Annotated in this window: 19 protein-coding genes and 1 riboswitch; of the genes, 5 read left to right on the top strand and 14 right to left on the bottom strand. The window is 71.6% G+C overall.

What is annotated here, in order from left to right:
- Positions 1-36: 36 nt before the first annotated feature.
- Complete coding sequence (locus tag IE311_RS16865) at positions 37-975, top strand: LuxR C-terminal-related transcriptional regulator (RefSeq protein ID WP_229901963.1); 939 nt, start codon at positions 37-39, stop codon at positions 973-975.
- 73 nt (positions 976-1048) lie between these two features.
- Here IE311_RS16865 and IE311_RS16860 read toward each other — a convergent pair whose 3' ends face one another.
- The 4 genes from IE311_RS16860 to IE311_RS16845 are packed head-to-tail and all read right to left on the bottom strand — an operon-like array spanning position 1049 to position 6656.
- Positions 1049-1699: a thymidine kinase gene (locus IE311_RS16860; protein WP_189832501.1), complete on the bottom strand. Its 651-nt coding sequence runs from the start codon at positions 1697-1699 to the stop codon at positions 1049-1051.
- A gap of 52 nt (positions 1700-1751) precedes the next feature.
- Complete coding sequence (locus tag IE311_RS16855) at positions 1752-2957, bottom strand: alkaline phosphatase family protein (protein ID WP_189832500.1); 1206 nt, start codon at positions 2955-2957, stop codon at positions 1752-1754.
- On the bottom strand, positions 2957-3553 hold the full coding sequence (locus tag IE311_RS16850; protein ID WP_030325407.1) for a DUF5998 family protein: 597 nt from the start codon (positions 3551-3553) through the stop codon (positions 2957-2959). Before IE311_RS16850 ends, IE311_RS16855 begins: the two co-directional genes overlap by 1 nt.
- Positions 3554-3593: 40 nt before the next feature.
- Entirely contained in the window at positions 3594-6656 is a 3063-nt protein-coding gene (locus IE311_RS16845; RefSeq protein WP_229901962.1) for a bifunctional acetate--CoA ligase family protein/GNAT family N-acetyltransferase, read from the bottom strand.
- A gap of 196 nt (positions 6657-6852) precedes the next feature.
- Here IE311_RS16845 and IE311_RS16840 point away from each other — a divergent pair, with 196 nt between their 5' ends.
- Positions 6853-7134, top strand: a complete 282-nt coding sequence (locus tag IE311_RS16840; protein WP_189832499.1) for an HPr family phosphocarrier protein — start codon at positions 6853-6855, stop codon at positions 7132-7134.
- A 154-nt stretch (positions 7135-7288) separates the two neighbouring features.
- Here IE311_RS16840 and IE311_RS16835 read toward each other — a convergent pair whose 3' ends face one another.
- The 4 genes from IE311_RS16835 to IE311_RS16820 all read right to left on the bottom strand — a co-directional run bounded on the left by IE311_RS16835 (position 7289) and on the right by IE311_RS16820 (position 12129).
- Positions 7289-7972, bottom strand: coding sequence for a GntR family transcriptional regulator (locus tag IE311_RS16835; protein ID WP_189832498.1), 684 nt, complete (start codon positions 7970-7972; stop codon positions 7289-7291).
- 224 nt (positions 7973-8196) lie between these two features.
- Positions 8197-8967, bottom strand: a complete 771-nt coding sequence (locus IE311_RS16830; protein ID WP_189832497.1) for a M23 family metallopeptidase — start codon at positions 8965-8967, stop codon at positions 8197-8199.
- A 12-nt stretch (positions 8968-8979) separates the two neighbouring features.
- A riboswitch (cyclic di-AMP (ydaO/yuaA leader) is annotated at positions 8980-9145 on the bottom strand.
- 243 nt (positions 9146-9388) lie between these two features.
- On the bottom strand, positions 9389-10756 hold the full coding sequence (locus tag IE311_RS16825) for a M16 family metallopeptidase (protein ID WP_189832588.1): 1368 nt from the start codon (positions 10754-10756) through the stop codon (positions 9389-9391).
- 26 nt (positions 10757-10782) lie between these two features.
- On the bottom strand, positions 10783-12129 hold the full coding sequence (locus tag IE311_RS16820; protein ID WP_189832496.1) for a M16 family metallopeptidase: 1347 nt from the start codon (positions 12127-12129) through the stop codon (positions 10783-10785).
- 181 nt (positions 12130-12310) lie between these two features.
- On the opposite strand from IE311_RS16820, the gene IE311_RS16815 reads away from it, so the two are divergent.
- Positions 12311-14770: a DNA gyrase/topoisomerase IV subunit A gene (locus IE311_RS16815; protein ID WP_189832495.1), complete on the top strand. Its 2460-nt coding sequence runs from the start codon at positions 12311-12313 to the stop codon at positions 14768-14770.
- Positions 14771-14943: 173 nt separating this feature from the next.
- On the opposite strand, the gene IE311_RS16810 is transcribed toward IE311_RS16815, so the two are convergent.
- Positions 14944-16014 (bottom strand): CobW family GTP-binding protein, encoded by a 1071-nt coding sequence (locus IE311_RS16810; protein ID WP_189832494.1) that lies wholly within the window; start codon positions 16012-16014, stop codon positions 14944-14946.
- 123 nt (positions 16015-16137) lie between these two features.
- On the opposite strand from IE311_RS16810, the gene IE311_RS16805 reads away from it, so the two are divergent.
- Both IE311_RS16805 and IE311_RS16800 read left to right on the top strand, forming a co-directional pair.
- Positions 16138-17862 (top strand): sensor histidine kinase, encoded by a 1725-nt coding sequence (locus IE311_RS16805; protein WP_189832493.1) that lies wholly within the window; start codon positions 16138-16140, stop codon positions 17860-17862.
- Entirely contained in the window at positions 17859-18548 is a 690-nt protein-coding gene (locus tag IE311_RS16800; RefSeq protein WP_189832492.1) for a DUF7342 family protein, read from the top strand. The genes IE311_RS16805 and IE311_RS16800 overlap by 4 nt, the downstream gene beginning before the upstream one ends.
- Positions 18549-18661: 113 nt before the next feature.
- Here the strand turns inward: IE311_RS16800 and IE311_RS16795 are convergent, their stop codons facing one another.
- From IE311_RS16795 to IE311_RS16775, 5 genes are all read right to left on the bottom strand, one after another.
- A complete protein-coding gene (locus tag IE311_RS16795) occupies positions 18662-20254 on the bottom strand; it encodes a solute symporter family protein (protein WP_189832491.1) in 1593 nt (530 codons plus the stop codon).
- Entirely contained in the window at positions 20251-20736 is a 486-nt protein-coding gene (locus tag IE311_RS16790) for a DUF485 domain-containing protein (protein WP_189832490.1), read from the bottom strand. The genes IE311_RS16795 and IE311_RS16790 overlap by 4 nt, the downstream gene beginning before the upstream one ends.
- A 98-nt stretch (positions 20737-20834) precedes the next feature.
- Entirely contained in the window at positions 20835-21737 is a 903-nt protein-coding gene (locus tag IE311_RS16785; protein ID WP_229901961.1) for a response regulator transcription factor, read from the bottom strand.
- Positions 21734-22855 carry a sensor histidine kinase gene (locus IE311_RS16780; protein WP_373313883.1) on the bottom strand — a complete coding sequence of 374 codons (1122 nt, stop codon included), beginning with the start codon at positions 22853-22855 and terminating at the stop codon, positions 21734-21736. The genes IE311_RS16785 and IE311_RS16780 overlap by 4 nt, the downstream gene beginning before the upstream one ends.
- Before the next feature lie 190 nt (positions 22856-23045).
- Positions 23046-25163 (bottom strand): DNA gyrase/topoisomerase IV subunit B, encoded by a 2118-nt coding sequence (locus IE311_RS16775; RefSeq protein WP_189832488.1) that lies wholly within the window; start codon positions 25161-25163, stop codon positions 23046-23048.
- Positions 25164-25497: the final 334 nt, after the last annotated feature.

Raw genomic sequence — 25497 nt, 5'->3', positions numbered from 1 at the left:
GCAGGAACCATTGCCTCCGAAGTCTGCGAAGAAGGCTTGCTCTTCTACTCCGAGGCATGGACGGCAACCCCGTCCTCCGAGGAATGTCCTGAATGCCTGCTCTCCCTGGGGCTTCTCCAGCGCGCACCCGACGGGAGCCTCGTCCCCATCCCTCCCGGGCTGGCCGCCGACACCCTGATGCGCCCGCTCGAAGCGGTCATCGCGGAGAAGCAGCGCACCCTCGCCACGGCACGCGCCTCGATCCACCGGGCCGAGGAGATCTACCGGTCCACCTACCGCACCAGAAACGCCCCGATCCGTGAGATCACCGGCGCGTCGGTCATCAGCGCGGCACTGGCCTCGGCCGTCGGCTCGGCCCAGGAGGAACTCCTCACCGCCCAGCCCGGCGGCGGCCGTCCCCGGGAACTGCTGGAGAAGGCCCTGGCCAGCGACCGGGTGGCCCTCGACCGCGGCGTACGGCAGCGCACCATCTACCAGCACACCGTCCGCTCGCACGCCCCGACGCTGTCGTACGTCGAGCAGATCCTGGTGGCGGGCGGTGAGGTCCGCACCCTCAACGAGGTCTTCGACCGGCTCATCGTGGTCGACCGGAAGGTCGCCTTCATCCCCGACCCGGCCCAGGAGCGGCACACGGTCGCCCTCGCCATCGAGCACCCGGGGACGATCCGCTATCTCGTGGGGATCTTCGAGCACGCCTGGGAGCGCGCCACTCCGCTCCTCCACACCCCCACCGAACACCGGCCGCCGCTGCTGACCGACGAGACCCGGCAGGCGATCCTCCAGCTCATGGTGAACGGCTACACCGACGAGTCCATCGCCGCCCGGCTCGGAATGAGCACGCGGACGGTGGCGAACCATGTGCGGAAGGCCTCGGAGATGCTGGGCAGCAAGAGCCGCGCCCAGCTCGCCTATCTGATCGGCAAGACCGGAATCCTCACCACCGGCCGGGAGGAGACCCCCGAGACCACCCTCTGACGGGGCCGGGTGCGGCACGCGCGTACGTCCCCCGCGCGGCCGACCCGGAGAGGACGGCGCGGTCGGGCCGCGGTCAGGCCTGGTTGACCGGGAGGACGTCCGGCGAGAGAACACCCGCCTGGGCGGCGGCCGAGGTCATGCGCCGGCGGTGATGACGCCGGCAGAGCACCTCGTAGCCGATCTCCTCGGCCGGACGGTTCACGTCACCCACGACGACCTGCTCGCCCTCGACCACCATCACGCCGCCCACCGTACGCGCGTTGTGCGTGGCCCGCGCCCCGCACCAGCACAGCGCCTCCACCTGGAGCTGCTCGATGCGGTCCGCCAGCTCGATCAGCCGCTGCGAGCCGGGGAAGAGCTTGGTACGGAAGTCGGTGGTGATGCCGAAGGCGAAGACGTCGAGACCGAGGTCGTCGACGATCCGCGCGAGCTGGTCGATCTGCTCCGGCGCGAGGAACTGCGCCTCGTCCACGATCACGTAGTCGGCCTTGCCGCCCTGGGAGAGCTGGGCGACGAGGTACCCGTAGACGTCCATGTCCCGCGGAGCCTCGACCGCCTCCGTCACCAGGCCGAGCCGCGAGGACAACTTGCCCTCGCCCGCCCGGTCGTCACGGGTGAAGATCACGCCCTGGAGCCCCCGCGCGTCGCGGTTGTGGGCGATCTGGAGCGCCAGGGTGCTCTTCCCGCAGTCCATGGTTCCGGAGAAGAAGACCAGCTCGGGCATGACGGGTCGGGGACCTTTCAGGTCGTGGGAGGGGGAAGGTGCCGGGTGGAGGTCAGGAGCGGACTTCGAGCAGCGGGACGAGCTGCTCCGCCGGGGTCATGGACCCGTGCATGCCGACCATCGCGGACTCGTGGGGCTCGTTGACGGAGGCGGTGATGGCCACGTCGTCGTGGGCCGCGGCGACGACGTCGCCGATCCGGCCGTACACCCGCTCGTCGATCTCGTCGCCGAACCAGCCGAGCGAAATGGCCTCGTCGCGGCTCGCCACCCAGAACTGCTCGCCGATCACCTCGCGCCAGCAGGTGAGGACGTCCGCCTCGGCACCGGGCACGGCGTAGACGTGCCGGGCACGCCCCTCGCCGCCGAGGAGGGCGACGCCGGCGCGCAGCTCCCAGTCCTCGTCGAAGTCGATGCGGTGCTGCTCGTCGAAGGGGATGTCGACCATGCCGTGGTCGGCCGTGACATAGAGGGCCGAGCGGTGCGGCAGCTGCTCGGCGAGCCGCTGCACGAGCCGGTCGACGAACATCAGCTGGCCGCGCCAGGCGTCGGAGTCGATGCCGAAGCGGTGTCCGGCGCCGTCGAGCTCGCTGTAGTAGGTGTAGACCAGCGAACGGTCTCCGGCGGCGAGCTGCTCGGCGGCGAAGTCCATCCGCTCCTCGCCGGAGAGCCGCCCGTGAAACGTTCCGCCGCTGAGCGCGACCTTGGTGAGCGGGGTCTGCTCGAAGATCGGGGAGGACACCTGGGCGGTGTGGATCCCGGCCTCGTGCGCGAGCTGGAAGACGGTGGGGTACGGCTGCCAGACGCGCGGCGAGGTCCACGGCTTCCAGCGCAGCTGGTTCATCAGCTCGCCGGTCTCGGGGTTGCGCACGGTGTATCCGGGCAGCCCGTGCGTACCGGGGTAGCGGCCGGTGCCGACGGAGGCCAGCGAGGTCGCCGTGGTGGCGGGGAAGCCGGCGGTGACCGGCCGGCCCGTGCCGCCGCGCGAGGAGCCGAGAAGCGAGGTCAGGTACGGGGCCTCGTCCGGGTGGGCCCTGATCTGCTCCCAGCCGAGCCCGTCGATCAGGAAGACACAGTTCCGGTCGGCCGGGGCGAGCTCGGCGATCCGGGCCTCGAACCCGGGCACGCCCTGACCGGCGACCAGCGTCGGCAGCACGTCGCCGAGGGAGCCGAAGGTGTACTCGGGGACCGGCGCGGTGTCCGGGGCGAGCGGGACCGGGTCGTCGGGCCAGCCGTGCGTCACGGCGGTCGGCTGCACCATCAGCGGGTGGGGGCGGCGGTGGCCGCGATGGCTTCGGAGAGGGCCTGGGCGAAGACGAGGGTCTGCCGGACGGTGTCCGGGCCGTCCCCGGCCTCGCTCACCCGGAGGCTGAGGTCGTCGGCCGTGGCGTTGCCCGTGTAGCCGTGGTCGGCGTCGCAGTTGGCGTCGCCGCAGGCGGCCGGCTCCAGGTCGATGCGGGAGACGGCGCCCCAGCCGATGGTGAGGACCACCTCGCGGGGCAGTGTGCCCGGGGTGTACGACTCCGGATTGGCGACCACACGGCTGACGACGACGGACGAGATCCGGTCGAGCTTCACGGACTCGGTGGACGTCGTGGCGTACGGCGTCGGGGAGCTGGTGTCGGCGGCCTGCTCGTCGGTGTGGCTGACGATGAAGCGGTGCGGCGTCAGGACGAGGACGGTGACATGGCGCCGGACCTCGTTGGCGTCGAAGGTGGTCTCCTGGTGGACCACGTACGACGCCACGGCCTCGCCGCCGACGGCGGCCTCCACCGCCTCGGCCACGAGGGCCGGGTAGTAGCCGCTGCGCTCGATCGCCGCGCGCAGCCCCTGGGTCGTCGTACCGGTCTTCGCCATGGACTCCATTCTACGGGGCGGCGGGGCCCCCTCAGGCCCTTCAGTAACTCGGCAGGCTGCGCGGACCGAGGTCGGTACGGGGCGGTGGCGGGGCCAGTCGGACGGTCGCGCCGAGCACGGAGAGTCCGCGCGGCGCGACGACCACCGGCTCCAGCGAGACGGCGACCACCTCGGGGTGGTCGTCGACGAGCCGGGAGACCCGGAGCAGGACCTCCTCGAGGGCGGGGGTGTCGACCGGGGCCGAGCCCCGCCAGCCGAAGAGCAGCGGGGCGGTGCGGAGGGAACGGACGAGATCGGCGACGTCCCGGTCGGTGGCCGGGACCAGCCGGTGGGCCGTGTCTCCCAGCAGCTCGGACGCGGCGCCCGAGAGGCCGAAGGAGAGGACGGCGCCGACGGCCGGGTCGATGGCGGAGCGGACGACGGTGTCGACGCCCCGGGGCACCATCGCCTGGACGACCGGCTGCAGCTCCTCGGGCTTGCCGAGCACTTCGGTGAGCTCGGCGTAGGCCGTGCGGAGCTGCTCCTCGGACGCCAGGTCGAGCCGGACGCCGCCGAGGTCGGGGCGGTGGCGGAGGTGGGGCGCGGTGGTCTTGAGGGCGACCGGGTAGCCGAGCCGGCCGGCGGCCGCGACGGCGGCGTCGGGGCTGGGCGCGGGCAGGGTCGGCAGGACGTCGATCCCGTACCGCGCGAGCAGCTCCCCGGCCTGCGCGGTGTCGAGGGTCACACCCCGGGGGTCGGCCCCGTCGTGGCCGAGCACCCGCTCGATGAGCGCGGCGGCCCCGGCCTCGTCGATGTCCTCGTACTCGGGCACCCGTCCGGGCTCGGCCGCCTGCCGCCGCCACTGCCCGTACCGCACGGCCTCGGCCAGGGCCCGCACGGCCCGCTCCGCGGCGGGGTAGGCGGGGATGGTGGCGGGCGGGGCGGGCGAGGAGGACGAGGCCTCCTCCGACAGGGCCTGCGGTGCCTGCGCCGGGCCGGGTCCGGACGCGGCCGCACCCGGTCCGGACGCGGCGATCGGAGCCGTACCCGGTCCCGGCGGGACCGCACCCGGCCCGGGCGGCGTCCAGGTCGGGGTTCCGGTCGAGGCCGCGGTCGGGGTCGGGGTCCCGGTCGATGTCCCGGTCGGCCGCGCCCCCGGTCCTGCCGTGGTCGCGCCCCGGCCGCGTGACGCCGGCCGGGTGCTCGTGGCGACCGCGAGGGCCTCCGCGAGCCCGCCCATCTCGACGTGGACCACGACGACCGGCTTCGTCGGAGCGGGAGCGGAGGCCACGGCCTCGCGGAGGGAGGCCGCGAGGACCTCTCCGTCGCCGAACTCGGTGGCGCCGTTCTCGCCGACCCACGGGATCGCGTTCACGACGACCGCGTCGGAGGTCTCGTCCGCGAGCGCCGCCGCCAGCGCGTCCCGGAAGTCCGCCGGCTCCGCCGCCGTCGTCAGGTCGAGCGGCCGCAGCGGACGGAGCCCCTCGGTCAGACAGGCGTCGTACGTGAGGAGGCCGAGCGACTCGGAGTTGCCGAGGATCGCGACCCGGGGCCCGGCGGGCAGCGGCTGGGCGGCGAGGAGGAGCCCGGCGTCGACGAGTTCGGTGACCGTGTCGACGCGGATGACCCCGGCCTGGCGGAGCAGCGCGGAGACCGTGCCGTGCGGGATGCGGGTGACCGGCACCCGGTGGCCGGGCGGGGCGCTGCCGCTGTGCCGGGCGCCCTTGACGACGACCACCGGTTTGACGGCGGCGGTGCGGCGGGCGAGCCGGGTGAACTTCCGGGGGTTGCCGATCGACTCCAGGTAGAGGAGGACGACATCGGTCCCGGGGTCGTCGTACCAGTGCTGGAGGAAGTCGTTGCCGGAGACGTCCGCCCGGTTGCCGGCCGAGATGAAGGAGGAGAGCCCGGCGCCCCTCCGGTGCAGCCCGGCGAGGAGGGCGATGCCGATCGCTCCGGACTGGGTGAAGAGCCCGATCCGTCCGGCGGCCGGCATCTGGGGGGCGAGGGAGGCGTTGAGCCGGACGTCGGGGGTGGTGTTGATGATCCCGAAGGCGTTGGGACCGATGATCCGCATCCCGTACGAACGGGCCTGCCGGACGAGCTGACGCTGGCGCTCCCGTCCGTCGGCCCCGCTCTCGGCGTATCCGGCGGAGAGGACGACGAGCCCCTGGACGCCGTGTTCTCCGCAGTCGGCGACGGCCTCCGGCACCCGTTCGGCGGGGACGGCGACGATCGCGAGGTCGACGGGCTCCCCGATGGCTCCGACGGAGGGGTGGGCGGGCACGCCGTCGAACTCCACGGCCCCGTCGCTCTCGCCGAGCGCGGCGTTCACCGCGTACACGCGTCCGGTGTACCCGGCCCCGAGGAGGTTGCGCAGTACGGTCCGGCCGACGCCGCCGGGTGCGCGTCCGGCTCCGACGACGGCGACGGACCGGGGGGTGAGGAGGCGTTGCACGGAGCGGGCCTCGGCCCGCTGTTCCCGGGCGCGCTGGACGGCGAGGGAGCGGTCGGTGGGTTCGAGGTCGAGGTGGAGCCGTACGGAGCCGTCCTCGAAGCTCCGCTTCTGGGTGTAGCCCGCGTCGGTGAAGACCTTGATCATCTTGGTGTTGGCGGGGAGCACCTCGGCGGCGAAGCGCCGGATGTCCCGCTCGCGCGCGACCGCGGCGATGTGTTCGAGCAGCGCGGAGGCGACACCGCGTCCCTGGTGGGCGTCCTGGACGAGGAAGGCGACCTCGGCCTCGTCGGCGGGGGCGGAGGCGGGCAGCCCGCGGTCGTCGATCCGGTCGTAGCGGACGGTGGCGATGAACTCGCCGCCCACGGTCGCCGCGAGTCCGACCCGGTCCACGAAGTCGTGGTGGGTGAAGCGGTGGACGTCCTTGGCGGAGAGCCGCGGGTAGGGGGCGAAGAAGCGGTAGTACTTCGACTCGTCCGAGACCTGCTCGTAGAAGCTGACGAGCCGCTCGGCGTCGTCGGCGGTGATGGGCCGGATGCGCGCGGTGCCGCCGTCGCGGAGCACCACGTCCGCTTCCCAGTGGTCGGGGTAGTCGTGCGCCGGTGGCTCCGGGCGCGCGGGTGACGCCGGTTGTTCCGCCGCTTCCGACTGCTCCGACGCGCTCTGCATGGGGTCAGCCTACGGCCGCGACACGGCCCCGGCACCGGTCGCGCGGCGAGTGCGCTCCGTGCAAGGTAGGGAGCACGCCGTGCACGGCGCGAGAGGGCCGAAAGGCGGTCCGGTCAGGGCCGAAGGTCGGCGCGAGCACGCGGCATCCCGTGAGAGACTGGTCTAGACAACCCCTTAAGACTTGAAGGGCAACACCATGGCTGAGCGCCGCGTCAACGTCGGCTGGGCCGAGGGCCTGCACGCCCGCCCCGCGTCCATCTTCGTCCGTGCCGCCACGGCTTCCGGCGTTCCGGTGACGATCGCCAAGTCCGACGGCACCCCCGTGAACGCCGCCTCCATGCTCGCGGTGCTCGGCCTGGGCGCCCAGGGCGGCGAGGAGATCGTCCTCGCTTCGGAGGCCGACGGCTCCGAGGCCGCTCTGGACCGTCTGGCGAAGCTGGTCGCCGAGGGTCTGGACGAGCTCCCCGAGACCGTCTGACCCGGGTCGAACCCCGTACGCCCGACCGCGTACACCGAAAGGCCGTGACCGCCGAATTCCGGCGGTCACGGCCTTTCGCATTCCCCACCACCCCTTTTTTCGGGCAGCACAGAACGACGGACTGAATTCCTATTCTTTGTATACGGCGCCCACGTTAATTCCGGGCACTCGCCGTGTTGACTGCATGTTGCGAAACCCTCACACGGCCGCGGTCCGCCCTTTTGAGCCGGTGCAGCGACTGCGAGCGCTCCGCGTGCAGCGCGGTCAGCGTCCGCGCCCGTTCCGCGTCGCCGCGCGCCACCGCGTCCACGATCGCGCCGTGCTCCGCCCAGGCCTCCACCGGCCGGGCGGGCTGGTCGACCGCGTACATCCAGGCGATCTTGTGCCGCAGCTGGGTCAGCAACGCCGTCAGGGCCGGACTGCCGGAGGCCTGAGCGAGCGTCTCGTGGAACCAGCCCCCGAGCGAGCGCAGATCCTCGCCCTGGCCGCGCCTGGCCCGCTCCTGCCCCAGCCTGACCAGGCCCCGCAGCACCTTGAGATGGGCATCCGTGCGCCGCTGCGCGGCGCGCGCGGCCCCCAGGGGTTCGAGCAGCGCCCGCATGTCGAGCAGATCGGCCGCCTCCTGCTCGGTGGGCTCGGCGACATGCGCGCCCGCGTGGCGGCGGGTGACGACGAAGCCCTCGGACTCCAGGGTGCGCAGGGCCTCACGGACCGGGACGCGGGAGACCCCGTACCGGCGGGCGAGTTGTTCCTCCGTCAGCCGGCTGCCCCGCTCGAAGACGCCGGAGACGATGTCGTCCCGGATCGCCGTGCATACCGAGTGCGCGGGAATGCGCATGTCCGACCTCCGCCTTGGTCTGCGCGAGACAATTCGAGCGGCGCCTGTTCTGCGCCCGATCTGCGACTCTATTGCAGCGCGCCGGAATTTCCGATGCCCCAGCGGAATATGGATGCCTTTTGATCGACGAAAAGCCCCGGCTCAGTACGAGCCGGGGCTTTTGCGATGCCGTGCGCTGCCGCGCGGTGCGGTGCACCGCGGTGCCGTCGCGGCGGTGTCCGGGGTCAGACGTTGACGCCGCGGGCCCGCAGGTAGGCGATCGGGTTGATGTCGGAGCCGTACTCGGCGGTCGAGCGCGCCTCGAAGTGCAGGTGCGGACCGGTCGAGTTGCCGGACGAGCCCGAGATGCCGATCTGCTGACCCGGCTCGACGGTCTGGCCGACGTGAACCCCGATGGACGAGAGGTGGCCGTACTGGGTGTACGTGCCGTCGTGCATCCGGACGACGATGTTGTTGCCGTACGCGCCGCCCCAGCCGGCCTCGACGACCGTGCCGGAACCGACGGAGACGACGCTGCTGCCGTAGGAGGCGTGGAAGTCGATGCCGGAGTGGCTGCCGGAGGACCAGAGCGAGCCGTTGGTCTTGTAGCCGGTGGACACGTACGTGCCGGCGACGGGGAGCTGGAAGGAGGCCAGACGGCGGCGCTCGGCCTCGCGGGCGGCGCGCTCCTCGGCCTGACGGATCTCCTTGGCGCGGGCCTCGGCCTTGCGCTTCGCCTCGGCCTGGGCCTTCGCCTTGGCGGCGGCCTCGAAGACCTCCTGCTCCTGCGCGGCGACCTGGGCGCTGACCCGGTCCGCGAGGGAGTCCTCGGTGATCACCTTGGTGAGGCCGGTGTCCTCGACGGAACGGTTGTCCGTGTCGGCGGCGAGCGCCGGGGAAGCGAGGGTTCCGATGACGCCGGTGGTGGCGAGGGTCGCGACGCCGGCGATGCCCACGCTGCGGCGCGCCATCCGGCTCGGACCACGATGCTTCCCGGTGGCACGGGTGAACGCCATGTAGTGGCTGATCCTTTCCTTCCTTCTCGCCTACCGGGTTAGCTGACGGGTTCGGAGCAGGAAGGTCTCCTACGAGCCCCTCCGTACGAGACGAAGGCGCCCGATTCACCCCAGGGACTGCACATGGGTCCCCGGCTCCCCAGGCTCGCGCCTGACGGGGACTCGGCGATGACTGTCCGATGCCGCGGGTGCGGCACGTGCACTGACGAACAGCCGCACCGACGCTATGCGGATCATCTTCCAATCACCAACCGGACGCGGTTTTTGTAAGACATGCCACAGGTCATACGATCACCCTTGCCTCCAATACGGACATACGGGAGGACCCCGACGAACTATGCCGTCAGGGCCCTCCTGTTGCCGCACCGGAAGCGGTCGCGCTCCGGAATCAGCCTTTCCGCGTCCTCGCGAACCAGCCGAATCAGCCGGTCACGACGGTCACTTCGCCGATGCCGAGCGCGCGCACCGGCTCCGCGATCTGCGCCGCGTCACCCACGAGGACCGTGACGAGCCGGTCCACCGGGAAGGCGTTGACGACGGCCGCGGTCGCCTCGACCGTGCCCGTCTCGGCCAGCCGCGCGTACAACTGGGCCTGGTAGTCGTCCGGGAGGCGCTGCTCGAGCTGGTCGGCGAGCGTCCCGGCGACCGAGGCGGCCGTCTCGTACTTGAGCGGCGCGACCCCGACCAGGTTCTGCACGGCCGTCTCCCGCTCGGCGTCCGTGAGGCCCTCCGCGGCCAGCGTCCGCAGCACCTTCCACAGGTCGTCGAGAGCCGGTCCCGTGTTGGGGGTGTCGACGGAACCGCTGATGGCGAGCATCGCGGCGCCGTTCCCCTTGCCGTCGGAGCGGAGCACCTGGCCGAAGGCCCGCACGCCGTACGTGTAGCCCTTCTCCTCGCGCAGGACCCGGTCGAGCCGCGAGGTGAGGGTGCCACCGAGGCAGTACGTGCCCAGGACCTGGGCCGCCCAGACGCTGTCGTGCCGGTCGGCGCCGATCCGGCCGATCAGCAACTGGGTCTGGACCGCGCCGGGACGGTCCACGACGACGACCCGCCCGGTGTCGTCGGCGGTGATCGGCGGCATCGGGAGCGGCTCGGCGGGCTCGCCGGTCCAGGCACCCAGGGTCTCGGCGAGGACCTTGTCCAGGTCGACGCCGGTCAGGTCGCCGACGACCACGGCGGTGGCGGTGGCGGGCCTGACGTACGCCTCGTAGAAGGCGCGGACCGCGGCGGCGTCGATCGCCGCGACGGTCTCCTCGGTGCCCTGGCGCGGCCGGGACATCCGGGACTCGGCCGGGAAGAGCTCCTTGGAGAGCTGCTTGGCGGCACGACGGGCCGGGTTGGCCGTCTCGTGCGGGATCTCGTCGAGCCGGTTGCGGACCAGACGCTCGATCTCGGTGTCGAGGAAGGCCGGTGCGATCAGGGCCTCGGAGACCAGACCGAGCGCCTTGGGCAGCCGGGAGACCGGAACCTCCAGGGAGACCCGTACGCCCGGGTGGTCGGCGTGCGCGTCGAGCGTGGCGCCGCAGCGCTCCAGCTCGGCCGCGAACTCCTCGGCGCTGTGCTGGTCGGTGCCCTCGGAGAGCGCCCGGGCCATGATGGTGGCGACCCCGTCGAGCCCGGCGGGCTCGGCGTCCAGCGGGGCCGTGAGGAAGATCTCCACGGCCACGACCTGCTGGCCGGGGCGGTGGCTGGTCAGCACCGTCAGACCGTTGCCCAGGGCGCCTCGGTCGGGGGCCGGGAAGGCCCACGGCCTGGCGACGCCCGGCGTCGGCTGCGGGTGGAAGTCCATGCTCGTCAAAGACGCGGCAGCGTCGGTCACTGGTCCGCTCCCTCTTCCTCGTCGCTGTCGCCCTGTTCGCTCGCCAGGGGCTCGTAGACCAGCACCGCGCGGTTGTCGGGACGCAGCGCGGCCGCGGCGGCCTCCCGCACCTCGTCGGCGGTGATCGCGAGGACGCGGTCGACGGCCGTCAGCGCGAGCTGCGGGTCACCGAACAGCACCGCGAACCGGCACAGTTCGTCGGCGCGGCCCGCGACCGTGCCGAGCCGGTCGAGCCACTCGCGCTCCAACTGGGCCTGCGCGCGCTCCATCTCCTCGGGCGTGGGGCCCTCGGCGGCGAAGCGTGCGAGCTCCTCGTCGACGGCCGCCTCGATCTGCGGGACCTCGACGCCTCCGGAGGTCTTGACGTCGAGCCAGCCCAGCGAGGGCGCGCCGGCGAGCCGCAGCAGGCCGAACCCGGCGGCGACGGCCGTACGGTCGCGGCGGACCAGACGGTTGTGCAGTCGCGAGGACTCACCGCCGCCGAGGACGGTCAGGGCCAGGTCGGCGGCGTCGCACTCGCGCGTGCCGTCGTGCGGCAGCCGGTAGGCGGCCATCAGCGCGCGGGCCGGGACGTCCTCCTCGACGACCTCGCGCAGCTGCTCGCCGATGACCGCGGGCAGGTCGCCGGGGCGCGGTGCGGGCTTGCCGTCGTGGCCGGGGATGGAGCCGAAGTACTTCTCGACCCAGGCGAGGGTCTGCTCCGGGTCGATGTCGCCGACGACGGACAGCACCGCGTTGTTCGGGGCGTAGTACGTGCGGAAGAAGTTCCGCGCGTCCTCCAGGGTGGCCGCGTCCAGGTCGGCCATGGAGCCGATCGGCGTGTGGTGGTACGGGTGGCCCTCCGGGTAGGCGAGGGCGGTCAGCTTCTCGAAGGCCGTGCCGTACGGCACGTTGTCGTAGCGCTGGCGGCGCTCGTTCTTGACGACGTCCCGCTGGTTCTCCATGGACTCGTCGTCCAGGGCGGCGAGCAGCGAGCCCATGCGGTCGGCCTCCAGCCAGAGCGCGAGCTCCAGCTGGTGGGTGGGCATGGTCTCGAAGTAGTTGGTGCGCTCGAAGCTCGTCGTGCCGTTGAGCGAGCCGCCGGCGCCCTGCACCAGCTCGAAGTGCCCGTTCCCGTGGACCTGCTTCGAGCCCTGGAACATCAGGTGCTCGAAGAGGTGGGCGAGGCCCGTGCGGCCCGGTACCTCGTGACGCGAGCCGACGTCGTACCAGAGGCAGACCGCGGCGACCGGGGTCAGGTGGTCCTCCGAGAGCACCACACGCAGGCCGTTCGCCAACCGGTGCTCGGTCGCTGTCAGGCCGCCGGAGCCGGCCTCGGCCGTGGCCGTGTGACCCATGGGCATGTACGTCCCTTCGATCGCGATGTGAAAAAGTCCTGCCACTGTATGCAAGCGCGCCGACACCTGGCGAAGTTCCCGCCCGTTCGAGATGTCCCTCTTCCGGGTCGCGGTCGGCGTTGTCGGTGGCACGGTCCACAATGGTCCGCGTCAGATCAACCTTGTTGGTGAAGGAGCCGCAGCCGCGATGGCCCGCCGCAGCACGAAGACACCGCCGCCGGACGACGCGTTCGAGGAGCGAATCCTCGACATCGACGTTGTCGACGAGATGCAGGGCTCCTTCCTCGAGTACGCGTACTCGGTGATCTACTCGCGTGCCCTCCCGGACGCCCGCGACGGCATGAAGCCGGTCCAGCGGCGCATCGTCTACCAGATGGGCGAGATGGGGCTCCGGCCCGACCGGGGCTTCGTCAAGTGCGCCCGCGTCGTCGGCGAGGTCATGGGCAAGCTCCACCCGCACGGCGACGCGTCGATCTACGACGCGATGGTCCGCATGGCCCAGCCCTTCTCCATGCGCCTGCCCCTCGTCGACGGCCACGGGAACTTCGGTTCGCTGGGCAACGACGACCCGCCCGCCGCCATGCGGTACACCGAGTCGCGGATGGCCCCGGCCGCGCTGCTCATGACCGAGTCCATCGACGAGGACACGGTCGACTTCTCGCCGAACTACGACGGCCAGGAGCGGGAGCCGGTGGCATTGCCCGCCGCCTACCCGAACCTGCTGGTCAACGGCGCCTCGGGCATCGCGGTCGGCATGGCGACCAACATGCCCCCGCACAACCTCGGCGAGGTCATCGCGGCCGCCCGCCATCTGATCCGCCACCCGGGCGCCGACCTCGAGACGCTGATGCGCTTCGTGCCCGGCCCCGACCTGCCGACGGGCGGCCGGATCGTCGGCCTCTCCGGCATCAAGGACGCCTACGAGTCGGGCCGCGGCTCCTTCAAGATCCGCGCCACGACGAGCGTGGAGACGGTGACGGCCCGCCGCAAGGGCATCGTCGTCACGGAGCTGCCGTTCACGGTGGGCCCCGAGAAGGTCATCTCCAAGATCAAGGACCTGGTCGGTTCCAAGAAGCTCCAGGGCATCGCGGACGTCAAGGACCTCACCGACCGCAACCACGGCCTGCGCCTGGTCATCGAGATCAAGAACGGCTTCGTGCCCGAGGCCGTCCTGGAGCAGCTCTACAAGCTGACGCCGATGGAGGAGTCCTTCGGCATCAACAACGTGGCACTGGTCGACGGCCAGCCGCTCACGCTCGGCCTCAAGGAGCTCCTGGAGGTCTACCTCGACCACCGCTTCGAGGTCGTCCGCCGGCGCTCCGAGTTCCGCCGCACCAAGAAGCGGGACCGGCTCCACCTCGTGGAGGGCCTGCTCGTCGCCCTGCTCGACATCGACGAGGTCATCCGGCTGATCCGCGAGAGCGAGAACTCGGCGCAGGCGAAGGAGCGGCTGATCGAGCGCTTCTCGCTGAGCGAGATCCAGACGCAGTACATCCTGGACACCCCGCTGCGCCGCCTCACCAAGTTCGACCGGATCGAGCTGGAGACCGAGAGCGACCGGCTCAACGGCGAGATCGACGAGCTGACCGGGATCCTGGACTCCGACGCGGAGCTGCGCAAGCTGGTCTCGGCGGAACTGGCGGCGGTCGCCAAGAAGTTCGCCACGGACCGGCGGACGGTGCTGCTCGAATCGGCGGGCGCGCCCGTCGCGGCCGTCTCCCTGGAGGTCGCGGACGACCCGTGCCGCGTGCTGCTCTCCTCCACCGGCCTGCTGGCCCGTACGGCGACGGCGGAGCTGCCCCCGGTCGACCCGGACGCGACCCGCGCCAAGCACGACGTGATCCTGTCGGCGGTGGCCGCCACCCAGCGCGGCGACATCGGCGCGGTGACCTCCTCCGGGCGGCTGCTGCGGATCGCGGTGATCGACCTGCCGCAGCTCCCGGACACCGCGAGCGCACCGAACCTGGCGGGCGGCGCACCCCTGTCCGAGTTCCTCACGCTGGAGGCGGACGAGACCGTGGTCTGCCTCACGACGCTCGACGAGGCCTCGCAGGGGCTCGCCCTCGGCACGCTCCAGGGTGTGGTCAAGCGCGTCGTCCCGGACTATCCGGCGAACAAGGACGAGCTGGAGGTCATCACCCTCAAGGACGGTGACCGGATCGTCGGCGCGACCGAGCTGCGGACGGGCGAGGAGGACCTGGTCTTCATCACCTCCGACGCCCAGCTGCTCCGCTACCCGGCCTCGCAGGTGCGGCCCCAGGGCCGCCCGGCCGGCGGCATGGCGGGCGTCAAGCTCACTGCGGGCGCCGACGTGATCTCGTTCACGGCGGTCGACCCGGCGGCGGACGCCGTCGTCTTCACCGTCGCGGGCTCCACGGGCACCCTGGACTCCTCGGCGGGCACGTCGGCGAAGCTGACGCCCTTCGACCAGTACCCGCGCAAGGGCCGCGCGACCGGCGGTGTCCGCTGCCAGCGCTTCCTGAAGGGCGAGGACGTCCTGATCCTGGCCTGGGCGGGCACCACACCGGCCCGCGCCGCCCAGAAGACCGGCACTCCCGTGGAACTCCCGGAGGTGGACCCGCGCCGGGACGGCTCGGGCACCCCGCTCCCCCACCCGGTGGACGTGGTGGCGAGCCCGGCGGTCTGACGGGCAGCAAGAGACCCCGTGCGACAGGCGGCTCGCCCGTCGCACGGGGTCTCCTCCTGTCCTGACGCATCGGTGTGAAGGCAGTGGTCACCGAGTACTTCGACGAGTCGATCGACATCCACCACGTCTTCCCGCAGGTGTGGTGGGACGGGGACGTCCACCTGCTCCGACGGTCAGGCCGATACGTCCGCCTGCTCCGGCTCCTCCTCCGTCTGCGGTACGTAGCGCAGGACGCCCCACATGCTGTGATCGTCCGGGGTGTCCTGCGGCCCGCTCTGCTCGCAGGCCGCGAGCTCCTTGCGCAGGGCGGCCGCGTCGACGCCGGAGCCGATCAGGACGAGCTGGGTGAGCCGCTCCTCCCCCTCGGGCCACCGCTCCGGGTAGAACCGCAGGAAACGGCCGACGGCGTGCACCGTGTACCGGTTGTCCGGGTCCGCGACGCCGAAGTCGACGAAGCCCTTGATCCGGTAGAGGCCCTCGGGCCGCGAGTCGAGGAAGGCCATCAGCCGCCGCGGATGGAGCGGCCTCGCGGCCGTCAGGGAGACGGTCTCGTACGAGGTGTGGACGTGGGCCCGCGGGTCGTCCTCGCCGTCCTCCCCGTACAGGATGTCCTCGATGGACATCTGCCCCTCGATCTCGCCCTCGGGGACCACCCGGTCGAAGAGCAGCTCCGGGTCGATCCGCCCGTACGTGGCGTCGACCACGACGGCCTTCCCGGCCAGCGCTCCCACGGTCTCGTGGACGGCGAGCAGCTCGGCCTCGGAGACCCTGTCCGCCTTGTTCACGACCACGAGGTCCGCGATCGGGAGGTGCCGGTCGGTCTCGGGGTGCCGCTGCCGGGTGGCGGAGAACTCGGCCGCGTCGACGACCTGCACGAGCCCTCCGTACACGATCCGCGGGTTCTCGCTGGCGAGCACCATGCGGACCAGTTCCTGCGGCTCGGCGAGACCGCTCGCCTCGATCACGATCACGTCGAGCCGGGAATCCGGGCGGGTGAGGACCTCCAGGTACTCGTCGAGCTCGCTCGCGTCGACGGCGCAGCACAGGCAGCCGTTGCCGAGGGAGACGGTGGAGCCGACCTGCCCGGCGACGCTCATCGCGTCGATGCCGATGTCACCGAAGTCGTTGACCATGACGCCGATACGGGTGCCCCGGGCGCCGCGCAGCAGGTTGTTGAGGAGCGTGGTCTTCCCGGCTCCGAGAAACCCGGCCAGGACGACGACGGGGATCTGCTGCGTGGTCAAGGGACGTGCCTCCGGTTCCTTCGGGTCCCACGGCCGTGGGAAACCCCCAGAATAGGCACCCGCGCCCGCGCCCGTTCCGTCGACATTTCCGGTCCCGGGGCGAGGCCGCTTACCTTTGCCGGCATGAACCCCGCACAGACCAGCCCTTCGCGCCGCCCCGCGCGCCGTCGGCGGTTCGGGTGGCCCCAGCGGGTGTTCTCGCAGGTCCTGCTGATGCAGCTGGCCATCGCGACCGGTGTGACGGGGCTCGCCACCGGGCTCTTCCTGGCCCCGCTCAGCGCCCAGCTCGACGACCAGGCCATGCGGCGGGCGCTGGCCATCGCCGGGACCACCGCCTCGCCACGGCTGGCCGCGGACCTCACCGCCACGCCCTTCTCCGCGCGGGGTCCCGTGCAGACGGAGGCCGAGCGGATCCGGACGTCGACGGGCGCCGAGTACATCGTGGTCATGGACACCCGCGGGGTGCGCTGGTCGCACCCCGATCCCGCGCAGATCGGCAGACGCGTCTCCACCGATCCGACCGACGTCCTCGCCGGGCGCGAGGTGATGGAGATCGACAGCGGGACCCTGGGCCGTTCGGCGCGGGGCAAGATGCCCCTGCGGGACGCGGACGGGCGGATCGTCGGCGCGGTGTCGGTCGGCATCGAGTACGACAGCGTCCGCGACCGGCTCCTCGCCGCGATCCCCGGCCTCCTCGCCTACGCGGGCGGGGCGCTCGCCGCCGGGGCCCTGGCCGCGTATCTGATCTCCCGGCGTCTGCAGCGGCAGACCCACGACCTGGCCTTCTCCGACATCTCCGCGCTGCTCGCCGAACGCGAGGCGATGCTGCACGGCATCCGTGAGGGTGTCGTGGCCCTGGACCGCAACGGGTCCGTCCGGCTCATGAACGACGAGGCACAGCGCCTCCTGGGCGTCGGCCCCGAAGCGGCGGGCCGGCCGCTCGACGAGGTCCTCGGCGAGGGCCGTACCGCCGATGTGCTCGCGGGCCGGGTGACCGGCGACGACCTGGTCACCGTCCGAGGGCACCGGGTGCTGATCGCCAACCGGATGCCGACCGACGACGGCGGCGCCGTGGCGACCCTCCGCGATCGCACCGAGCTGGAACGGCTCGGGCGCGAGCTGGACTCCACCCGGGGCCTGATCGACGCCCTGCGCGCCCAGGACCACGAGCACGCCAACCGGATGCACACCCTCCTGGGGCTCCTGGAGCTGGAGATGCACGAGGAGGCGGTCGAGTTCGTCACCGAGGTCGTCGGCGTGCACCGGGCCACCGCCGAGCAGGTCACGGAGAAGGTCCACGATCCGCTGCTCGCGGCGCTCCTGGTCGGCAAGGCCACCGTCGCCGCCGAGCGGGGCGTCTCGCTGCGGATCACCCCGGACTCACTGCTGCCGGACCGGCTCGTCGACCCGCGTGAGCTGGTCACCGTCGTCGGCAACCTGGTCGACAACGCCCTGGACGCCGCCGCCGGCACTCCCGGCGCCCGGATCGACGTCTCCTTGCGCGCCGAGGGCCGCACGGCGGTGCTGCGGGTCACGGACAGCGGCCCGGGGGTTCCCGAGGAGCACCGCGAACTGATCTTCGCCGAGGGCTGGTCGACGAAGGCCCTGCCGTCCCACGGAAAGCGCGGGCTCGGTCTCGCCCTTGTCCGCAGGCTCGCCGAGCGCCGGGGCGGCACCGCGCGCGTGGCAGGAGGGCCGGACGGGGGTGCCGAGTTCACCGCGGTCCTCCCGGACGCCCTGGCCGAGCCGGACCCGGAGACCGACGCTCCCACCGGCGCGCATACCGGCGCCCCCCTCGGTGCTCCGAGGCCGGGCACGTTCCCGGAGACCGTCGAGGAGGCTCGATGATCGACGTCCTCGTCGTGGACGACGACGTGCTGGTCGCGCGGATCAACGCCGCCTACGTCGCCAAGGTGCCCGGCTTCCGCGTCGCGGCCACCGCCCACTCGACCGCCGAGGCCCTCGCCGTGCTGGACCGACAGCCGGTGGATCTGATCCTCCTCGACCACTACCTCCCGGACGAGAACGGGCTCGCTGCCGTACGGGAGGTCCGGGCCCGCGGTCACCAGTGCGACGTCATGATGGTGACGGCCGCCCGGGACGTGGCCACGGTGCAGGCGGCGATGCGGCACGGCGCGCTCCAGTACCTGGTCAAGCCGTTCAATTTCGCCGGTCTTCGCGCCAAGCTGGAGGCCTACGCGACGCTCCGGGAAACCCTGGCGAACGGGGGCGAGGCGGAACAGGCCGAGGTCGACCGGATCTTCGGAGTCCTGGCGGCCGGCGCCGTCGCCCCCGACCTGCCCAAGGGGCACTCCCCCACGACCGCCGAGCTGGTCCGGCAGGTGCTGCTCGCCGCCGACGGGCCGCTGTCCGCACAGGAGATCGCCGAGCGGGCCGGTGTCAGCCGCCAGACGGCCCAGCGCTACCTCAAACTCCTCGAACGCACCGACCGGGTCCGGCTCTCGCTCCGATACGGCGAGACGGGCCGCCCCGAGCACCGCTACACCTGGGCGCCCTCCCCGCACACCGGCTGAGGCACGTCCCGGCGTCGGCGCCATTGGGCGGCTCTTCGGCATCCTCGGGCGGCTCGGCAGCACCGTCGGATGGCATGGCGGCACCGTCGGACGGCGGGCGGGCGGCGCAGCCGTCAGGCGGCGCCCGCTCCGGTCAGCGCCCGGACCTCGGTCTCGGCGTGCCGCGCCTCGTCGGGCGGCTCGGTCGAGGTGACCGTACCGATCCAGCCCGCGAAGAAGCCGAGCGGAATGGAGACCACTCCCGGGTTCTGCAGCGGGAAGAGGTGGAAGTCGACACCGGGGAACAGTGCCTCGGGGCTGCCGGAGACGACCGGCGAGACCAGCACGAGCAGCACCGCCGGGATCAGACCCCCGTAGACCGCCCAGACCGCGCCCCGAGTGGTGAACTTCCGCCAGAACAGCGAATAGAGCAGCACCGGCAGATTGGCCGAGGCCGCGACCGCGAACGCCAGGCCGACGAGGAAGGCCACATTGAGGTCGCGTGCGAGCAGCCCGAGCCCGATGGCCGCCGCGCCGATCACCGCCGCCGCGATCCGGGCCACGGTCACCTCGCTGTACTGCTTGGCGTGCCGATGTCGCAGCGAGGCGTACAGGTCGTGGGCGACGGAGGCCGATGAGGCGAGGGTGATCCCCGCGACGACGGCCAGGATGGTCGCGAACGCGACGGCGGCGACGACGGCGAAGAGCACGGTGCCTCCGGTGGAACCCGCTCCCCCGCCGAGGTCGAGGGCGAGCAGCGGTACGGCGGTGTTCCCCGACGCGTTGGAGGCGCGGACTTCGCCGGGCCCGATCAGGGCGGCCGCGCCGAAGCCGAGCACGATGGTCATCAGGTAGAAGCTGCCGATGAGCCCGATGGCCCAGACGACGGAGCGGCGGGCGGCACGGGCGGTCGGCACGGTGTAGAAGCGCGACAGGATGTGAGGCAGTCCCGCCGTGCCCAGGACCAGGGCGATGCCGAGGCTGATGAAGTCGAGGCGGGCCGTCCAGTCCCCGCCGTAGCGGAGCCCGGGGGCGAGGAAGTCCTTTCCGCGGCCGCTGCGTTCCGCGGCGGAGGAGAGCAGGCTGTTCACATCGCCGTGGAAGCGGAGCAGAACCAGAACCGTGAGTGTGATCGTGCCCGCCATGAGCAGGACCGCCTTGACGATCTGGATCCAGGTGGTGGCCCGCATACCGCCGAGCGACACATAGATCACCATCAGCGCACCGACGCCGACCACCGTCCACGAGCGGGCCGCCTCGCCGGTACCACCGAGCAGCAGGGCCACCAGACTTCCGGCGCCCACCATCTGGGCCACGAGATACAGCACGGAGACCGCCACGGAGGACGTACCGGCGGCGATCCGCACCGGGCGCTCGGCCATCCGCGCCGCGACGACATCGGCCAGCGTGAACCGTCCGCAGTTGCGGACCAGTTCCGCCACGAGCAGCAGCACGACCAGCCAGGCGACGAGGAATCCGACGGAGTACAGCATGCCGTCGTAGCCGTAGAGGGCGATCAGACCGGAGATGCCCAGGAACGAGGCCGCCGACATGTAGTCGCCGGCGATGGCGAAACCGTTCTCCAGGGGCGAGAACAGCCGCCCCCCGGCATAGAACTCCTCCGCCGAACCGTGCCGGTTGCGGCTCACCCAGGTGGTGATCCCCAGGGTGACGGCGATGAAGACGCTGAACAGCACGAGCGCCAGGGTCTGGTGGTCTCCACTCACGGCTGCACCACCCCTCGGGTCATCTCCTGCGTGTCCCAGCGCAGTTCGAGCGCGGCCCGATCCCTGCGCAGCCGCGCGTGCCGCGCATAGGCCCAGGTCAGTAGGAAGGTGGTGAGGAACTGCCCCAGCCCCGCGACCATCGCCACGTTCACCACCCCGGCGACCGGCCGGGCCATGAGCCCGGGTGCGGCGGTCGCCGCGACGACATAGGCGAGGTACCAGAGGAGGAAGGCGAGGGCGGCCGGGAAGACGAACCGGCGGTAGCGGCCGCGCACTTCCTGGAAGGCGGGACTCCGCTGCACTTCCAGATAGATCTCCGCCGCGCCGTGGACGCGCTGTCGCGGCACCGCGTCCGGGTGGGCGTCGCCGGGTGCTCCGGTCTCCGCCCCCTCGCCCCAGCCGGAAGCCGTCGCCTCGTACCACGGGTCGTCGACCGGCTTCGCCGAAGCGCCGAGCCCCTCCTGCTTGTCCACCTGGTCCACCGGCCAACTCTCCTTGACAGCGAACCGTTTCGGCCGCGTGCCCAAGGATGGACAGAGCGGGAAGATCCCGGACTCTTCTCCTCCCTTGATTCACCCCATCAGGTGACTCTCCTCCCAGGCGCCCTGACCAGACCGTGCTGATATGCGTATCGCACGGCCTGCGCCCGGTCACGCACTCCCGTCTTGGCGAAGAGATTGTTGATATGGGTCTTCACCGTGGCCGTGGAGATCCGAAGTCGCCCGGCGATCTCCTGGTTGGAGAGCCCGTCCGCGACGAGCACGAGCACCTCCGTCTCCCGCTCGGTGAGCCCGTCGTCCGCCGGGCCGCCGAGGCCGCCAGGATGGCCGGGGTCGCCGTGGCCGCCGTGGCCGCCGGGGTGGCCCGAACCGGCGGGACTCTCCACTCCACCCCTCGGCCCCCCGACCATCGCCCCAGCCGCTCCCTCGACATCTCCCGGGCGCCCGGGAGGCTCTGAGCGCCCGCTCCACCCAGCCCGCTCGTTCCGCTCCAGCAACTGTTCGAGGAGCCGCCGCTGCACGGAGGGCGAAAGCCCCGCCCGCCCGTCGGTCACATCCCGCAGCGCCCGTACGATTTCCTCCCCGGAGGCATCCTTGGTGAGGTACCCCCGCGCTCCCGCCTGCAGTGCCGGAAACAGCGAGTCGTCGTCGGCGTACGTGGTGAGCACGACGATCTCCGTCCCCGGGTGCCCCTCACGGATCCGACGCGTGGCTTCGACACCGTCGCAACGAGGCATCCGCAGATCCATCAGGACCACGTCCGGCGCGAGCTCCGCGGCCAGCGCGACCGCCTCCTCCCCGTCCCGGGCCGCCCCGACGACCTCGACCCCGGGCAGCAGACCGAGCAGCATCACGATCCCTTCCCGGACCACCGCCTGGTCGTCGGCGACCACCACCCGCACCACACGATTCCCCTCGGAGCCACGGGCGTCCTCACCCGTGGACAGGCTCTCCCGGCCGTCCACCTTCTCCCCCGCGCTCATGCCGGCACCCGCAGCCGCACCGCGAACCCCGGACCCTCGGGCCCCGCGTCCAGGCTGCCGCCGAGCAGTTCGGCCCGCTCTCTCATGCCGAGCAGCCCGTACCCCCCACCGGAGGAACCGAGCCCGCTCCCTTCGAACCCGCCGTCGGGCTTCGGCGGTGGTCCGGAGTCGCGTATCTCCAGACAGACCCCGTCCACCTCGTAGACGAAGCGGATCCGGGTCCGGGCACCCGGGGCGTGCTTGCGTACGTTCGTCAGCGCCTCCTGTGCGACCCGCCGCACCGCCTGGGAGGCCTCGGCCGGCAGGTTCCGACGATCGCCGGCGACATCGACCTCGGCACGGTCCACCCGTGCCAGCTCCCGCAGATAGTCCTCGACGGGAACCGTGTCACCGCGCAGCGCCGCCAGCGCGTGCCGGGTCTCGGCGAGGCCCTCCCTGGCCATGGAGCGCGCCGAGGTCACCAGCTTGAGGATCTCCGCCCGATCCGCTCCGGCCTCGACCTGGAGCCGTGCGACCTCCAGGTGCACCATCTGGGCGGAGAGGCTGTGAGCGAGCACGTCATGTATCTCGCGGGCGATCCTGGCCCGCTCCGCGAGCGCGGCCGACGCCGCCTCGGCCTCCCGCGCGAGCCGCTCCTGCGCGGCCAGCTGGAACCCGGCTCCCCGCGCCTGGGCGTCCAGCCGGAGCGAGTAGCCGGCGAGCAGGACGGCCCCGGTGGTGAGTCCGGCCCCCAGCATCCCGGTCTCGTCGGCCTCCATGAATCCGGGCACGAGAACCGCCACGGTGCCCAGGCTCATGGGAAGCGGCAGCCTCTCCATGGCCATGATCGAGACGACTATCCAGAGGACGGTGGCGGACGTCGGCGCTCCGGCCGCGTAGGCCCCGAGGCCACAGAGCGCGATCACCCCGAGGAGCCCCATCGACAGCGCGGGCCGGTGGTCGACGGTCGCGTGATGAAAACCCAGCGCCGCCGCCAGACAGAGCCCGAACCCGAGCGGAGGCAAGGGCGTGTACCAGCCCTCGAACGCCCCTGAGGTGTAGCAGCCGGCCAGGACCCAGCCGCTCAGGGCCGTGACCATGACGTAGTCGAGGACGACCCTGCCCCGGGGCACCCCCATGCGGGTGAGCGCCTCCCTCGAGGGCCAGGCGCTCCAGGAGCTCTCCTGGGTCACGCCGCTCCTCCTGAACGCCCGGTCGCGCTTCTCGTCCACGCCTGTCCCCCTCCGTCACGAGAATGCTACGGAGAGTCGGCGACCGTGTGATCGGCCCGTGGGTGGAGCTTCCGGCTCCACCCACGGGTGGAACGCCTCAGGCGTCGATGCGCGAACGGTCGAGGGTCGCCGCGGAGCCCGTGATGAACTCCTTGCGGGGCGCCACGTCGTTGCCCATCAGGAGGTCGAAGACCTGCTCGGCCGCGTCCAGGTCGCCGATGTTGATCCGGCGCAGGGTGCGGTGGCGCGGGTCCATCGTGGTCTCCGCCAGCTGGTCGGCGTCCATCTCGCCCAGACCCTTGTAGCGCTGGATGGCGTCCTTGTAGCGGACCCCCTTGCGCTGGAACTCCAGCAGGGTCTGGCGCAGCTCGTTGTCCGAGTACGTGTAGACGTACTTGTCCTGCCCCTTCTTGGGCTGGACGAGCTCGATCCGGTGCAGCGGAGGCACGGCGGCGAAGACCCGCCCCGCCTCGACCATGGGCCGCATGTAGCGCTGGAAGAGGGTCAGCAGCAGACACCGGATGTGGGCGCCGTCGACGTCGGCGTCGACCAGCAGGACGATCTTCCCGTAGCGGGCTGCGTCGATGTCGAAGGTACGGCCCGAGCCCGCTCCTATGACCTGGATGATCGCGCCGCACTCGGCGTTCTTCAGCATGTCCGTCACGGACGACTTCTGAACGTTGAGGATCTTTCCTCGGATCGGCAGCAGGGCCTGGAACTCGCTGTTGCGGGCGAGCTTGGCCGTACCGAGGGCCGAGTCTCCCTCGACGATGAAGAGCTCGCTGCGCTCCACGTCGTCGCTGCGGCAGTCGGCCAGCTTGGCCGGCAGCGAGGAGGACTCGAGCGCGGTCTTCCTGCGCTGCGCGTCCTTGTGCTGGCGGGCCGCGATCCGGGTGCGGGCCGCGGCGACGGCCTTCTCCAGGACGGCGCGCGCCTGTGCCTTGGCGTCCCGCTTGGTCGAGGTGAGGAAGGCCTTGAGCTCCTTGGCGACCACGTTCGCCACGATGCGGCGGGCGGCGGACGTTCCGAGGACCTCCTTGGTCTGTCCCTCGAACTGCGGCTCGGCGAGGCGGACCGTCACGACGGCGGTGAGCCCTTCGAGGGCGTCGTCCTTGACGATGTCGTCCTCGGCGACGCGCAGCATCTTCGCCGAGCGCAGCACCTCGTTCACCGTCTTGGTGATGGCCTGCTCGAAGCCGGACACATGGGTGCCGCCCTTGGGGGTGGCGATGATGTTGACGAAGGACTTGACCGTCGCGTCGTATCCGGTGCCCCAGCGCAGGGCGACGTCGACGGCGAGCTCGCGGGTGACCTCGGTCGGGGTCATGTGGCCGCGTTCGTCGAGGACCGGGACGGTCTCCTTGAAGGTGCCCTGGCCGGTCAGGCGCTGGATGTCGCAGACGGCCTTGTCCTGCGCGAGGTACTCGCAGAACTCGCTGATGCCGCCGTCGAAGCGGAACGTCTCCTCGCTCTTGCCGATCCCCGCCAGGTCCCGCTCGTCGCGGACGACGATGGTGAGACCGGGCACGAGGAAGGCCGTCTGCCGGGCACGCTGGTGCAGCGTCTCCAGGGAGAGCTTGGCGTCCTTGAGGAAGATCTGCCGGTCGGCCCAGTAGCGGACGCGCGTACCGGTGCGGATCTTGGGAACCCGCTTGCCCTTGCGGAGGCCGTTGCCCGGATCGAAGGGGCTGTCCGGACCCTGCTCCGTGAAGATGCCGGGGACGCCCCGCCGGAAGCTGATCGAGTGCGTGGCACTGTTCCGGTCGACCTCGACGTCGAGTCGGGCCGACAGGGCGTTGACCACGGAGGCGCCGACGCCGTGCAGACCGCCGGACGCGGCGTACGATCCGCCGCCGAACTTTCCGCCGGCGTGCAGCTTGGTCATGACGACCTCGACCCCGGAGAGTCCGGTCTTCGGCTCGACGTCGACCGGAATGCCTCGGCCGTTGTCCCGCACCTCGACGGAGCCGTCGTCGTGAAGGATGACCTCGATGTGGTCGCAGTAGCCACCGAGAGCCTCGTCGACGGAGTTGTCGATGATCTCCCAGATGCAGTGCATCAGGCCGCGGCTGTCGGTGGACCCGATGTACATACCGGGGCGCTTGCGGACCGCTTCGAGCCCTTCGAGTACGAGCAGGTGCCGCGCGGTGTAGTTGGAACCGTCACGGTCTGCGGTCAGCAGCGCACTGGACGGCACGGACGTTTCGGCGGTCACGCGGTTCGCTCCTCGCTGAATTTGAAATCTGGCCCGATGGGGTAAGGCCCGGCGTCGGTCACGCGTCAGAGGGTACCGATGCCTGGTAGAGCCGTTGTAACGCCACCCTCCCCGTTTCCTCATGCTAGTCCAGCGTCGCATGGATGTTCGATCCCTCGATGGGGTGACGCGAACATCACGTTCCCTTCCAGGCATGAACCATTTAGGCTCCGGGCACGTCCTCATCAACAACCGGCAACCACGCCGGGAGGGCTAACCGACACAAGCAACGCGAAATCCGTAGAGCGACGCAATACGGCTCATTCGCCGCCAACCGGCAGCAGACAGCCACCTT

Origin of the sequence: Streptomyces zaomyceticus (assembly GCF_014656215.1) — a bacterium.
GTDB lineage: Bacteria > Actinomycetota > Actinomycetes > Streptomycetales > Streptomycetaceae > Streptomyces > Streptomyces zaomyceticus.
Note: the sequence above shows the minus strand (reverse complement) of the source record. Positions and strands in the feature narration are given on the sequence as shown.